13 protein-coding genes and 1 tRNA gene are annotated in these 14,211 nt (G+C 52.7%); 9 read left to right on the forward strand and 5 right to left on the reverse strand.

The features are described from left to right. The first annotated feature begins 81 nt into the window (after positions 1-81). From J0L72_08650 to J0L72_08660, 3 genes are all read left to right on the forward strand, one after another. Positions 82-666 carry a hypothetical protein gene (locus J0L72_08650; GenBank protein MBN8690846.1) on the forward strand — a complete coding sequence of 195 codons (585 nt, stop codon included), beginning with the start codon at positions 82-84 and terminating at the stop codon, positions 664-666. 380 nt (positions 667-1,046) lie between these two features. Further along, positions 1,047-1,301 (forward strand): hypothetical protein, encoded by a 255-nt coding sequence (locus J0L72_08655; protein MBN8690847.1) that lies wholly within the window; start codon positions 1,047-1,049, stop codon positions 1,299-1,301. A 226-nt stretch (positions 1,302-1,527) separates the two neighbouring features. Further along, positions 1,528-3,300 (forward strand): M48 family metalloprotease, encoded by a 1,773-nt coding sequence (locus tag J0L72_08660; GenBank protein ID MBN8690848.1) that lies wholly within the window; start codon positions 1,528-1,530, stop codon positions 3,298-3,300. Between the two features lie 11 nt (positions 3,301-3,311). On the opposite strand, the gene J0L72_08665 is transcribed toward J0L72_08660, so the two are convergent. After that, the gene (locus J0L72_08665) at positions 3,312-4,043 is read right to left on the reverse strand and encodes a hypothetical protein (GenBank protein ID MBN8690849.1); all 732 of its coding nucleotides are present in this window, start codon (positions 4,041-4,043) and stop codon (positions 3,312-3,314) included. A gap of 720 nt (positions 4,044-4,763) precedes the next feature. Then, a complete protein-coding gene (locus J0L72_08670; protein MBN8690850.1) occupies positions 4,764-5,033 on the reverse strand; it encodes a hypothetical protein in 270 nt (89 codons plus the stop codon). 119 nt (positions 5,034-5,152) lie between these two features. On the opposite strand from J0L72_08670, the gene J0L72_08675 reads away from it, so the two are divergent. Then, complete coding sequence (locus J0L72_08675) at positions 5,153-6,268, forward strand: PD40 domain-containing protein (protein MBN8690851.1); 1,116 nt, start codon at positions 5,153-5,155, stop codon at positions 6,266-6,268. Continuing rightward, positions 6,269-7,114, forward strand: a complete 846-nt coding sequence (locus J0L72_08680; GenBank protein MBN8690852.1) for an amidinotransferase — start codon at positions 6,269-6,271, stop codon at positions 7,112-7,114. Here the strand turns inward: J0L72_08680 and J0L72_08685 are convergent. Further along, positions 7,106-8,641, reverse strand: coding sequence for an OmpA family protein (locus tag J0L72_08685; protein MBN8690853.1), 1,536 nt, complete (start codon positions 8,639-8,641; stop codon positions 7,106-7,108). The two genes, J0L72_08680 and J0L72_08685, sit on opposite strands and share 9 nt — an antisense overlap. A gap of 118 nt (positions 8,642-8,759) precedes the next feature. On the opposite strand from J0L72_08685, the gene J0L72_08690 reads away from it, so the two are divergent. The 3 genes from J0L72_08690 to J0L72_08700 all read left to right on the forward strand — a co-directional run bounded on the left by J0L72_08690 (position 8,760) and on the right by J0L72_08700 (position 11,988). Further along, positions 8,760-9,326 carry a sigma-70 family RNA polymerase sigma factor gene (locus J0L72_08690; GenBank protein MBN8690854.1) on the forward strand — a complete coding sequence of 189 codons (567 nt, stop codon included), beginning with the start codon at positions 8,760-8,762 and terminating at the stop codon, positions 9,324-9,326. Then, positions 9,323-10,006, forward strand: a complete 684-nt coding sequence (locus J0L72_08695; protein ID MBN8690855.1) for a hypothetical protein — start codon at positions 9,323-9,325, stop codon at positions 10,004-10,006. Before J0L72_08690 ends, J0L72_08695 begins: the two co-directional genes overlap by 4 nt. Before the next feature lie 98 nt (positions 10,007-10,104). Continuing rightward, positions 10,105-11,988, forward strand: a complete 1,884-nt coding sequence (locus J0L72_08700) for a polysaccharide biosynthesis protein (GenBank protein ID MBN8690856.1) — start codon at positions 10,105-10,107, stop codon at positions 11,986-11,988. Between the two features lie 36 nt (positions 11,989-12,024). Here J0L72_08700 and J0L72_08705 read toward each other — a convergent pair whose 3' ends face one another. Next, positions 12,025-13,065: a PEP-CTERM sorting domain-containing protein gene (locus J0L72_08705; protein MBN8690857.1), complete on the reverse strand. Its 1,041-nt coding sequence runs from the start codon at positions 13,063-13,065 to the stop codon at positions 12,025-12,027. A 191-nt stretch (positions 13,066-13,256) separates the two neighbouring features. Further along, positions 13,257-13,332 (reverse strand) — tRNA-Trp (locus J0L72_08710). 46 nt (positions 13,333-13,378) lie between these two features. On the opposite strand from J0L72_08710, the gene J0L72_08715 reads away from it, so the two are divergent. Further along, a complete protein-coding gene (locus J0L72_08715) occupies positions 13,379-14,209 on the forward strand; it encodes an alpha/beta hydrolase (GenBank protein ID MBN8690858.1) in 831 nt (276 codons plus the stop codon). Positions 14,210-14,211 lie beyond the last annotated feature (2 nt).

Consider the following 14,211-nt stretch of genomic DNA (forward strand, 5'->3'; position numbering starts at 1 on the left):
GGGCGCGCACGGAAATCAAATTTTTGTATCCACATCCAAAAATCGCACAACATTGATGGCAAATCAGTGTAAAGTCAGTGTATGAAATTGCCCAACTTGTTTCAAAAGAAGCTGACGCCAGAAGGATTTTGGACTTGGTTTGCCGCCAATGCCGAAGCGTTGAAGACTGGCGATCTAGAACGCAACATGGTTCAAATCGGAGAAAAACTGGCGCAAGTCGATGCGGATTTTTGCCCCGGATTGGCCCCGCTTCCGACTCATTTTCAGCTTGAAATCAGTGCGGGTGGCATCAAATCCGTGGCTCCAAGGGTTCTTGAAATGGTCCGCGCGGCGCCGTCCATCCCGGGCTGGAAAATCGTCGCTTTTCGCCAGCCGATGGATCCGCCGTGCATCCGAATGGGTAACCAAGAGATTGACCTGGCGCACACCAAGTTCGTCGTCACCGGGCGCGACCAAAACCTCCTCAACATTCGCTTGTTCGTGCCTGTACCGGTGGATTGCCCCAAGGATATCCTCGGCGAGATTGGGTTTCTGGGGTTGGATCACACGCTCGGCGAAGAGATGGTGATGACAAGGCTCGGCGAGATCGAGTTTGACAACATCGTCAGCGCCCCACCCACCGCGCAGTTGATTTCTGAATTGGCGATAATACTAAGCGGTTCATAACTATGCGGTTATTTCGCAAAAAGCCTTCTCCTGATCATCCATTCTGGAAGTGGTTCAGAGAGAATAGTTCGGAATTGCACCGGACCCAAGATTACGAAACAATCGTCAGGCAATTTGGAACGCATGCTCAAAATGTGTTGGTCGAAATGTTGACTGGAGACGGTGTGCGAAAGTCGACTCTAGTAATTACTCCTGACGGACAATTTCAGGCGTTAACAGAGGCCTACCAGTGGTATGAATCCGCTCCAAATGTTGCAGATTGGGATTTTGTACTATTTAGGCAGAGGTTACCGCGCGGCTCAGGATTAACTTTTAACGCGGTCGAATTCGATCCTTGGGATTGCAAAGTATTGATCACGGGAAAATCGAAGTGGAGGCATATGCCAGTCGTAACCTACGCAATTGATGTATATCTTCCAATTCCGACTCAAAGTAGTGCATTTCTTAATGCGGCAGGAGTGCTTGCGCTTGATCATGCACTTGGTGAAGAACTCCACATGTTTCGGCTTGCAAAAGCAACTTTCTATAGCGCCCAGAATTTGAATCCGAATGTCATGAGCATGCAAGAGTTTGTTGACTTCTTAGAGGAGCACCCAGGCCACGGAATCTGGAACGAACCCAGATTCAGACGATGATCCGACGATGACTCTAACCAGTTTTCACTACTTTTAGATGCGTTACTTTGGCTAAAACCGAACCGAAGTCCCGAAGCTCAGATAGTTGAATTGTGAGAAGTTGTACACCTTTGGGACGTCGGCACCGCCTTTCAAAACTTTCGTTCAGAGCAATCCAGCAGAGAAACTTTGCAAGTTCTTCTGATTCAACTGCCCAAGAGGGATTCAAAACGTGAATAATCAAAGCATGCGTTTGATCGCAAAGCGTCTTGTTTGTGTCTTGCTGGCATTTGCGCTGACTACATTTGCCTTTGCCAAGGTGGTCGAGAGTTTTGATTGGCTAGTTAGAGGCTCGCAGCATAAGTGGCTGGACACCTTGCAGGACGAGTTTGGGACGCCAAACACCGAAATGCCCGAGGGAATGGCGGTTGTAGCAATTGAACTGGGCGGTGACCGCATGCAGGTGCTGGTCGTAGGCCCAGTGAGTGGTAACGCAAGAAAATATGCCGAAGCAATTGATCAGTGGCGACAACGAATCGGGCTGAAAGGCGATGTATTGTTCTCCCAAGAAAACGACTGTGCGGCGGCAACGTATTCATTCCAAACCAACAAGCTTTGGGCAACTTCGACAGATATTCGCGTTAACTTGAGAGCGCTCTTCCAATATCTGACCCCATTGGAGAAATCAGTTTCTTTGACCTTGCGAGTTCGGCAGACTTCAAAAATTGATGGCCTGCCGGATCCTAATTACACGTCAACCAGCGGAATAAGATACTGGAAATTTGAGCAGGCAGACACCGCGCCAACGGAGGTTACGGCAAGAATCACCGCCGGACCAAACGATGGAATCTTCGCGATGATCTGGCTCGGATTCATGCCTGTTGTTAACTGGATTCTAGCGCCCCTCTCATGGTTCGTAAGCGTCCGATTTGGGTCCAATATTCGAGAAAAGAGAGAGGCCTATCGCAAAGCACTGATGTATGGGGTTTTTGGATCGATTGTTTTCCATGCGATTTGGTCGATGTTCGTTCTGTTCAATCGCACTTTCGACCCTATCGCACAGGTGTGGTTCGCGGAGCGATTCAGTGCTGTCGCTATTCCTGTGGTACTGCTCGGTTTACCCATTGGTATTTTCCCACTCTTTTTGTTGTCAAAGTGGGAGAAGAAGCTATTTGGTCCTGCGGAAGATGAAGTCGTCATCGATGCGCCAAAGGTAATAGAGTCCATTGATCCTGAGGGCGAAAAACAGCATAAGAAGCTCAAACTTTGGGCCAGTGTCGGTTGCATCGTTGCGGCAATTCCCTTTTACACCATGCGCTCATGGCTTCCGAAAGATGTGTTATTTCGAGAGTACGGGTCTATGATCGGAATATTTGTTCTGATTATGCTGCCAAGACTAATACATTCGCGACTCGATCAAAAGCGAGCGAAAGTAGTCGATGCGAGTTCAAAAGTTATTGAACTTGAGGCGAGGCTTCAGTCAAGAGGAAGTGAAGTGAACAAGCTCATGAACTCATCGGCGAAATTCCGAATTGGCACTTCGGCAGACATCGGAGTGGGAGCATTTGCCGGAACTGGCGGTTTAGTCACAATCAGCGCAAACCTCGTGGAATTGCTCTCCGATGAAGAACTTGACTTTATTCTTGCGCATGAAGTGGCGCATATACAGCTGAGTCATCCTCGTAATCGGATTCTTATCAGCTTTGTACCTGTCGTGCTTACGTTACCTATAGCAATCTTTTTGTTTTCCACAAAAAACTCCAGGGGTGTCGCAGTTGCAATGCTGGTAACCTGCCTTCTCATGTTGCTTTCGCTTCCGTTGAGGTCTCGCCTTAATAAGAAGCAAGAGTTTCAATGCGATCAATTGGCACTAGCAGCACTTAGAACCAAAGATGCTGCTAAGTCCGCACTGAAAAAATCTACTGCCGCGTCAACGATGCCTGGAGTGCATTCGATCGATTCAGAAACCCACCCATCAATCCAACGAAGGCTTAAGGCCATTGATGAGATCGCTATCTAGCGATATTATCATCAAAACCGCACTGATGTCCCGAAGCTCAGATAGTTGAATTGTGAGAAGTTGTACACCTTAGGAACGTCGGCGCCGCCTTCCAAAACCCTCTCGGCGAGTCGGATTTCCACGTCCGGATTAACCTTATATCCCAGGGCGAGTCCTAGATCAACGGCCCGGCCCTGTTTGGCCCATGCCGCATCGATGTCGAGGTTCGCGGTAAATCCTCCGCCGAGCTCGCGTCGCCCGGATAAATGCAAAAGCGGTACTAGCCCTACATTCGATTCACTCGCCGAGGTCGCGCCTTGCTTCAGTGCAATTCTGGCATCGCGTAACTTTAGGGTCGCGCCGAGGCTCCAGCCTGGCGAAAATTCCCGCCGCCATGTGAGTCGGTACGAGTTGAACTTGTAGGTTCCCTGCGTCGTTGTGCTCGAAGCGAAAACTTGGCCCTGAAAACTCACCGGAGCCGCCAAGGTCCCGTTGCCGGAATATCTGAGCGGCGCGACGAGCAGCCTCCACTCCGTCGCCTTTCCACCCGGACGATAGATCAATTCTCCCCGAAAAGCTCTTTTTGATCCGGTTCCAGTAAGGTCTCGAAAACTGAACCGCGTCGCTCCGTTCGGCACCGAAATCTGGTTTTTGGACATCCAGACCGATTGCGCGTCGAAGTTCAGCGTCCACTCCTTGTCAGAATTCGCGAAGGACGTTGCGCTTACTGCGGCCAGAAGACCGATGGAGAGAAGAGATTTCACTCTCATTCGTACGAGATCAACCGCGAATTCATAGCGTCGAAAATCGGAACCGCTGATTCAATCTGCGTGTTGACATCAACAAAGTGGAGCGTTGGAGTCGCCTGAGTCGCGAAGTTAGAGTGCTTGGAACATCTGGGATTGCCGCGGTCTTGGTCTCAATCGGATTGCAGATCGCACCTCTTCCCGGTCTCTATCGGTACGGGCATCTCCTTATCGGTCAACCCTTCAGTGCCTGGAAGTGTAATGCGAGTGAATACACCGCTATCACGCGTTGCCGAGGACCGCAAAATGAGGACTTTTACTTAGCACGGTCCGAACAAGAACTTCAAAGGCTTACAGGAATGCGTTCGCAATCACTATCGAATATCATAGGCGGCCCGATGGTTCTTCCATGGGCAGAGGCGACGATTACGCGGCAAGGTAAATATGATCTGCTCCAACTGCCGACTGAGGGTTTCTACGCAATCACTGAAGTCAAATCAGGCAAAACTTCGATCCATCAACTTGAGACAAGTATCCATGCCTGGCATCCGTATTCGATGTTAATTGGATTTGTTGGGATTTTCTTGCTGTGGCTTTGCCGAGGATTTTACAAACTGGATGCGATTAGCTTAAACGGGTCCAGGTCTTAGAAAGTAAATTCCTGCAGTCTGGGACGAAAATGCAAACCGAGTAGAGCAGTTACGAACTCCCCTGCAAACTCGAGATTCCTACTTTGGGCTACTTCTCAACGATGGTCACAATGTTGCTGCATCTGGCCGCGACCATTTTGTTTCCAGTGTCCAAGATCACCCATTGCGAATCAGCCTGAACGATCTTCCCGCTGATTTCGTCTTTTCGCACTTCCGAGGTAGTCGCGGTAGTGATGACGGTGGGCTTTAGGTTGACTTGGACCTCTTTGCCGATCAACGGAGTTAGGCTCGTGCGGGCGGCGGGCTCCCCACAACTGAAAAGCACAGGAAGCAAAACTAACGCGAACACCCGTCTCATGAATCCTATTATGTGCACAAGATTGCACTCAAAAGACGCTTGCCCATCCTGACGAAGTTGCCCCAAATCTGACTTTGGGACAGATTGGGCCCCGCGATGCGGGACAAAATAGAAGGTAGATGATCACTGCTCTCGCTCTCGCTTCGCTCGCGCATATCCAGCCAGCAACGTGCAGTTGCCACGCGTTTCTCCCCCAAGTAGAACTGTTGCCAGCGCTAGGGATTGTGCCAGATCCGACACACGAAGACCTCCCGAACAACCCTGCCGAACCGAACCTGGTCAATGTACGGCAGCTGACTTTTGGCGGGCAAAATGCCGAGGCGTACTGGAATGTGGATGGCACCAAGATCGTCTATCAATCGCGCCAGCCGAACTTCCCGGACGAACAGATTTTCACCATGAACCCCGACGGTTCCGAGAAGACGCTCGTGAGCACTGGGCTCGGGCGATGCTCCTGTAGCTACTTCTCTCCCGATGGAAAATGGATCTATTTCAGCTCGACTCACGAGTTCAATCGTGGTGCACAAGAGCACCCAGACATGAGCAAGGGCTATGTTTGGGTTGTGAATCCTTGGTTCACGTTGTACCGCTCGCCGGCAGTTTGGACTGGCGACGGGCCACGTCCGGTTGAGAGAGTTCTGCGCCGATTTGGCTACATCGCCGAGACCACAATTGCGCCCAACGGCCAGTACATGACGTTCACTGGCGGGTTCGATGGCGACCTCGATATTTACCGCGCCGATCTGGATGGTGGCAACGTTCGCCGACTGACCGACGAAGTCGGCTATGACGGTGGACCATTTGTAAGCTGGGATAGTAAGAAGATCGTTTTTCGCCGCGATCTGATCGAGAGCAAAGAAGAATTGCACGATTATCAGGAGCTCTTTAAGCAGAATATGGTCCGCCCTGGCAAGCTCGAAATCTGGATCATGAACGCAGACGGATCGGGCAAGAAGCAGCTGACCAATCTAAAATCGGCTTCGTTTGCCCCGTTCATGCACCCGAACGGAAAGACGATTGTTTTCAGTTCGAACTACGGTGACCCGAAGGGAAGGGAGTTCGACATCTTCGCGATCGATGCGAACGGAAAGAACTTGCGACAAATCACCAAGACACCGGAGTTTGATGGCTTCCCGATGTTCTCAAGAGACGGCAAGAAGCTGATTTTTGCCTCGAATCGCAACGGCAAGGTGAAGGGCGAAACCAACATCTTTGTCTGCGATTGGAAGGACTAGTTGCTGGCTAGCCGTGTGCTGATGGTCCGCCCAGACCACTTCGGATTTCATGCCGAAGCTGGAGAAACTAACGCGTTCCAGACGACTGGGCGAACGGATCGTGTGGTCGCCGAGTTCGATGGTCTCGTCGCGGAATTGCGGGCAAACGGTATTCGCGTGGAAGTCGTTTCCCCGCGCTCCAACTCACCGGATTCGGTGTTTCCGAACAACTGGTTGGCGACTTTTGAGGAAGGACGTGCCGTACTCTTTCCTATGGCGACGGCATTGCGCCGACAAGAAGTCGATCGACTGCTGGTGAGTGATTTAGGATATGCCAATGTCACAGATTGGACGGAGCGCGCCGAGCGAGGTGTGTTCTTAGAAGGCACCGGGAGTTTGGTGCTGGACCGGTGGAATCACACGGCGTTTCTGTGCCGCTCGCCGAGGTCAGATGAAAGATTGGCGGCGGAAATTTGTTCGCAATTTTCTCCGAATTATGACTTGGTCGCTTTTGATGCCGTCGACCAAGAGGGAGTTCCGATCTATCACACGAACGTGATGCTTTCGGTGGGTAGAAGTTATGCCGTGGTTTGCACCGAGAGCATGCCGGATGCTTCAATCTTAGTTGACCGACTCGTTGAAAAACAGATCATTGAGATATCTATCGAGCAGATGAATCATTTTTGCGGGAATATTTTGCAATTAAACGGTCCGATACTGGTCATGTCGTCCCGAGCGATAGATGCGTTCACGGATCAACAGAAAAAACAGCTAGAAAATCACGGAAAAATAGTTTCTGCCGACCTGGAGCAGATCGAAAATGTCGGCGGTGGATCCGCGCGGTGCATGATCGCCGAGCTATTCTGACTTCGCTGGGGAGAATGATTCAACGTCAAACTCAATCCGGCGATTTTGGAATCGTCCGAACTCGGTCTCATTAGACGCGATCGGTTTGTCGGCGCCCATGCCCTCGGCTCTGACCTCAGAGTCTTCAACACCAAGTCGTTTCAAGAAGTCGACCACTGCTTGCGCTCGCTTCAAACTCAAAGCCTTATTGGACTCCGGATTTCCGGTTGAATCGCTGTGCCCGATCACAACCAGAGTGGATCTTGGCTTGACGTAGTCCATCAATTCCGCCGCAAGCGAGAGGATTTTGCGATTGAAATCGGGAATTTCTGCGCTGCCAACCTTGAAGTTGATCGTCTGCAAGTTCAACCCAGCAATCAATTGGGCCGGAGTAGTCTCTTTCTTCCTCACCAGTCGGTCCAAGGCTTCGTATGCGCGAGAATTATTAGTTCGAGCTACTTCCTCAGGGTCGTAAACCACGACCGTCATGTCTTCTGCCACAAGATTTTGAAGGGATTCAAATTCCGATTGAGGCATCTCTCCGACGATCATCAACGTGTTGCCAACAAATTGCAGTTCTAGCCCGGGTTTAAGGTAATCCGCGATGATGGCTCGAAGGTACTTCGACCATTTCTGATCCCCGACGCCCATATCTACTTCCAGATCGCCCCGCTTTGCACCTGAGTCAGTCAGGATTTTTTGTAAGCGTTCCTTATCATTCGTTTCTTTGACGATTCCGGTGAAGGAGATTTCACCGCGCTTGTTCATCAAAGTCAGCGCAGACGGTTCCAAGGCAGAAGTTGCAGTAGCAGATGCGACCGCGGTTTCTCTCGGTTCCTGCGTTGATCCGTTCGTGGAAGCAACCGCCGATGGCGAAGCAACCGGCGCACGATTTGGCCGGCTCACCGAAAAGTATCCAACCAGCCCGACGATCGTTGCGAGTACGAGCGGCGTTCGCGCAATGAGCCAAAAATCAGAGCCGCTCTTCACCGGTCTGGCCGCGATCCGAGTATCCGGCGAAGTCACGGGCATTTCGTTAGAATCGATCTCGACTGCAGCGTGGGTTGGTAGTGGTTCCCGGTGACGCACCGGCTCACTTCTTGGCCGGACGACCGGCTTCTTCGTGGAATCCACAGGCTTGGCCGTGTGAGTGTGCGTGCTCGTAAAATAGCCCGTCGCCCAAGCAGGAATGCTCGCGGGGATGTCCGCATTGATCGAAAGTTGATCGATGATTTGAGGCAAGGTAAAAGCGCAAATCTCAGCGAATGTGTCCCGATGAATCCCGCATTGATCCCCCGCAGATTCCAGCCAGCTGGCACCAAAAAGGTCGAAAATCGTCTCCTCAGAGATCGCTTGATTGGGGCCATAACCGATCCAACTCCGAACCATTTCGTCATAGCCGCGAGCCTGGAGGTCTTCAATCAGCCCGCGATATCCGCCGGAATAGTCGGTCGCAATGTGGGTAAGCAATGCATTGATTGCTGGTCCGGCATTAGCACCGATTCCAAAGTGCTGGGCAACCTCCTTTGTAAGCTGATCTAAAAACATGGTGCAACAGGCACAATCAACAGGTGATGTACTACTAGTTTGGACGCGGAAAAACTCAAACTGTTAGCAAACTCTGCACATATGGCAAAAATTACAGGGAAGGTAGACTCTGCAAACTATGCTGTTCCGAAAAGGGAACTCCAGTAAAGACCGATTCGAAAAGATGGTTGAACAGGTGTTTCCGGCACTGTTTGGAACGGCCCTGCGCCTCACCCGAGACCGCGAAGATGCGCACGACCTCACCCAAGAAGCGGTCGTTCGAGCCTACGAGGCGTTCGACAAGTTCGACGGGCGGAATTTCAAAGCGTGGATGCTTCGCATCCTCACGAACCTCTATATAAATAGGTATCGCCAAAAGAAGCGGGAGAGCCCGAGCGATTCCCTGGAAGAAGAGCACGTCCTCGAACCAGTCGCTCCAGAAGGCGAGATACCAGACCGAGCCCTATTTGACAACCTCGTCGAAAGCGAAGTAGAACAAGCGCTTGGCAAACTGCCCGCCGATTTCCGAACAACAGTCCTGCTCTCCGATGTGGAAGGCATGACTTATGAGGAGATCGCCGAGGCGACGAAGGTTCCAATCGGAACGGTTCGATCAAGACTAGCAAGAGGACGGGCAATTTTGCGAAGAGAATTGGAACTCTACGCCAAAGAACGTGGTTACATACGACAGGACGAAACAGAATGAGTGAGTTTTTGGATATACACGCGCTAGCCGACGAGCAGCTTTCCGCAGAAGAAGCCACCAGGCTTCAATCTGCCATGCAATCCAATCCACAGCTTTCTGCCGAATACCATTCTGTTCTTCTCCTCAAAACCACCCTAAAGCGCGGCTGCCAGAACCAACACGATGAAGCGTGCTGGCAGGCCTGCCGTGCTCGGCTGAATGCACTCGAAAGATCCGACCGAGCAGGCAACTTCGTCGCCCGCTACGGCTGGGCGATGTGTGGTTCGCTCGTGCTCCTCATCGGTGCTGCTGGCGTCATTTCCAGGCAGTCCGGCGCGCGAACCATGGACCCGTCGCAGATCAGTCAGTACGCCTCTGTGCTCAACGGCGGAAGCCGCGATGCCACCGCCAAAAGGTACAACGACTGGCTAAACCGAAGCTGGCAAGTCAAGAACGTCGCGGGCGGAACCTACAACGGCCTGCAGATCGTGCGCTACGATCTCGCCGATAACTTTGGCAATTTCTCGCTCTACGTGATTCCCGGAGTATCTCGAATCGAAGGCTCGGACCGAGGCCAATGCTTCCGCCAAGTTCACGGTCAAAACTGTGTGAGCTGGGTCTCCAACGGAACCGGTCTCATGATCGTGGGTTCGCGCTCACAGTCTGAGCTCCAGGCGCTCGCCGAAAAACTTCAACGATAGAGTGCGCTGGCCCTTTAGGTCAGCCGCCTCTCTGCCAATCATATCCATAAGCCCGTAAATTTTCTGGGATTTCGCCAGAAACGTTAGCTTAAAAAGGATTGGCATTGAAAACCACTTTCACTCGATTCGTTCGCGCCGCTGCGCAATTGGTCCCAGATTTGGCATGGGTCAATATCGCCTTGGCGGCCTCCCTTTGGATCGCCGCCGATCAAGTCTGGAATCCAATCGTCGAATCGGAATTCTTCAGCATGGCGCCAAGCGTTAATCTTGCCGCGCTCGTCGTGCTGACCTGGAGAGGAATCCACCGAATCCAAGCCCGATACCTCGGACTGTACGACCAGCTCAATCTCGCGATCGCCTCCAGCATCCTCACCGCCTTCGCCGCCGTCCGCTACTCCTTCCCAGAATCGATCAACAATCTCGGATTCTTACTTCTGTTTGGATTCAACGTTTTCGCCGGACTCACCGCCACTCGCGTTGCGATGCGAATGTGGAATTGGCGCATCTCTCCGCTCAATTCCAAGCGCACCGGTGAACGCAAGGTCCGAACGCTCATCGTTGGTGCCGGAGATGCCGGTGAATTCGTCTTGCGCGAACTCGGAAGAGCAAACGAACGAAATCGAATTGTCATGGGGTTCGTCGACGACGACCCTGCCAAGAGGAACCTGATCATCCAAGGGGTTCGCGTGCTAGGGAACGTCGCCGAAATCCCGATGCTCACCGATAACCTGAACATCGACGAGATTCTCATCTGCATCCCAAGCGCGCAAGGCGACACCATGCGCCGGATCAGCGATATCTGTATCAAAACCAACGTCCGAGTCCGAACCCTGCCAAGCGTCGCCGGATTGCTCAACGGACATTGGAATACCGCCAAGAACTTGCGCGAAATCGACGTCGAAGACCTCCTTCGCCGAGAACCTGCCGAAGTCGATCCAAACGTCGTGGCCAGCATCACCACCGGCGAATCGGTGCTCGTCACCGGAGGTGGAGGATCTATCGGTTCGGAACTCTCTCGCCAGGTCGCACGGCTCAGTCCAGCGCGACTGACCATCCTCGGCAAGGGCGAAAACAGCCTTTACGAAATCGAACAAGAACTCGTCCAGACTTCAGCGCTCGCACCAAGCTGCGTCGTCGCTGATGTGCGAAACCAGGATTCGATGGAATACGCGTTCCAAAAATTCCGCCCGACCGTCGTCTTCCACGCCGCGGCCCACAAGCACGTCCCGCTCATGCAATCGAACCCGATCGAAGCGATTCGAAACAACGTCTTCGGAACCAAGTGCGCGGTCACCACATCCATCAAACACGGCGTCAATCGCTTCGTTCTGATCTCGACCGACAAAGCGGTGAATCCGACTAGCGTAATGGGAGCCACCAAGCGCGTGGCAGAAATGATCGTCGGCGCCTATGCCAACACCAGCGATACCAAATTCGCTGTGGTTCGGTTTGGCAACGTCTTAGGTTCTCGTGGGTCGCTGATTCCGCTTCTCAAGAATCAAATCGCGCGGGGAGGGCCAGTGCGCATCACCCACCCAGACATGACGCGCTACTTCATGACGATCCCAGAAGCGGTTCAGCTGATTTTGCAAGCGGGAGCGCAAGGCGATCGTGGGGAAGTGTTCATTCTAGATATGGGCGATCCGGTCAAGATCATCGACCTCGCCTACGACCTCATTCGGCTTCACGGCCTGGCGCCGCACGAGGATATCGAGGTCAAATTCGTGGGGCCACGCCCAGGCGAAAAGCTGCACGAAGAGCTGACCTACGGCAAAGAGGAATTGGTGCCCACTCAGCATCCAAAGATCAACATGGCGCACACGTCGCCCGTGGATTTGCCTTGGCTCCTCGGCGAGTTGGAACAACTCTCCGAGCTGTGTGAGCAAGGGGATCAGGACGCGGCGCAGCAGTTCTTGATGGAGCTCGCCTGGGGCAAGCACAACCTCATGCCAGACAGTTGGGACAAACTCCGAGCGGCTTAGGAACCTACTCCCAAGCCGCCCACTTTGGCTAGCGAATTAGCGCCTTTGGTGCTTCTTGCGTCGCCGGAGTGCGATGCCCACCAGCCCAACTCCGAGAACGATTAGTTCCGATGGCTCCGGCACTGGGGTGAGGAGGAGGTTAAATTTGTAGACACTCCCAACGTAGCCGGAAGCAATGATCTCTCTACGGTTATTAAATCCTTTGACCAAAAGTGCACTCACGCCAGCACTGTTTTGTAGGGTCGACGAAATATTTTGTAGTCCCATTGATTCTGACCAGAAATAGGCATATGAAATTCCATTCGTTACCCCAGTTACAACAACCTCCCCGTTATCATTGATGTAACTAAGTTCACTTAATGGATTCGCAACGGTTCTTCGGTTACCGATATCGATTTTCTGAACTAATTGACCAGAAGCGTTCCAGATTGCCAGGAATCTTCGTGTGGAGTTGCTGATTACGCCACTGATCATGCCGCTGGAGTTGATGCTACTAGCAACTCCGAAATGCCCCGCAACGGCAATGGTGGTGTAGCTACCATCAGGATTCCACCGAATCGGATTGAAATTTACACAGCCGACTATGGTCCCAGCTTCATCGATGTCTCTGGCCAAGTTGTAACCGTCCCAGTATCCGGGATCAAGTAGTGCGCTACTACTCGGTGAGTAGTACATCGCCTTGCCGATTGTGCCGTTGGAATTGTCCGGTCCGCCATATTCTGCTCGCCCGACCGCCATATGGGAACTATTCATCGCATAGGATTGGAATTCGTAGTTCTGCCCGTTGTCTTCAACAAGTAGATCCGACATTCCCACTCCAGGAGTCCAATAGCTCATTTTGGTTCGGCCAGATCCGGGTAGTGGATTGCCATAAACGACCACATCTCCGGCTTCGTTTATTCCTCCTGTGTTGAAGTACTGATGTTGGTGAACCGACTGAGGAGCGAATTCCACTTGACCATTGGTGTTGACTCGGTAGACACCCTGCGACGTTTGGCCCTTAGCTGACATCTGACCCGCGTTGTTGATGCCAGAAATGTACACAGCGCTCTCGCCAGGCAATGCCACCTCACGCATTGACCAAGTCAGCGCAAGCGACTGGGAACAGAGTGCAACCGCACACGCAACCACCAGTAACCTCGTCCTCAACGCAAAGCCCATCCCCATCAGTATATGACGAAACCGCCAGACACACAACAAGAAGCGTGCCGATTAGCAACAAAGCAATGGAAGGTAAGAACGAGAAGGTGGTCCGAAGAAAGTGAGAATGGCGGGGGCAGCAGGGATCGAACCCACGACCTACGGTTTTGGAGACCGCCGCTCTACCAGCTGAGCTATACCCCCGAATCGGACCCAACGATTATACCCGCACGGACGGTATTCTGAGCCAGTGCGGATTCCAGAATCCCTGATCGTCGGCCTGCGCGATGTGCCCAAACCGGAATCCACCGAAGAAGCGTTTCGCCTGTTTTGCCTTCCGGTGAGAACCCAGCCCCTCAAACGCGAGCAAGAGCTGTTGGCGGACGCCCGAGAATTCAAGATTCAGTGTCACGGGCAAGAGATCGTGGTGAACGAGTGGGGCACTGGTGATCCGATCCTGTTTGTCCACGGTTGGGGCGGCCGAGGCACTCAGTTTTCGAACCTGATTTCGGCGACGGTTGAGCAAGGATTCTCAGCAGTGGCGTTCGACGGGCCGGGCCACGGCAGGAGCGAAGGCGAGTTTTGCACGGGGCTGTTGATGGCCGAAATCGTGGGAGAACTGAGCCAGAAGTACGGCCTATTTGCCGCGATTGTGTGCCACAGCTTTGGGGCGATCGGGGTGAATGTGGCGATGTCGCGCGGCACCCAAGCGGCCAAAGTGGTTTATCTCGCTCCTCTGATTGATATCGTGCTGCGATGCGACCAGTTCGCCGCCGCAGCTGGGATGTCGAACGAAGAGACTCGGGAATTCTGGAAGCTGATCGACGCCGAATTTGGCGAAGGAACTCTTTCGAGGCTATCCGGCGATGCGTTAGCCCCCGGATTTGAGATGCCTGCTCTGGTGATCCACGATCCGGAGGACAACGACATCTGGCCGGAGGAGATTCTCCGATTTGTCGAAAACCACCCCAACGCGGAGTTTGTAGCTCCCGAGGGAGTCGGGCACCTTCGCATCCTACGCGACCGAGCGATTCATCAAAAAGTTTGCGAGTTCCTTTTTGGCAATAACACGGGCGTATAGTC

The sequence above is a fragment of the Armatimonadota bacterium genome, assembly GCA_017303935.1.
In the GTDB taxonomy this organism is placed as follows: Bacteria; Armatimonadota; Fimbriimonadia; order Fimbriimonadales; family Fimbriimonadaceae; genus JAFLBD01.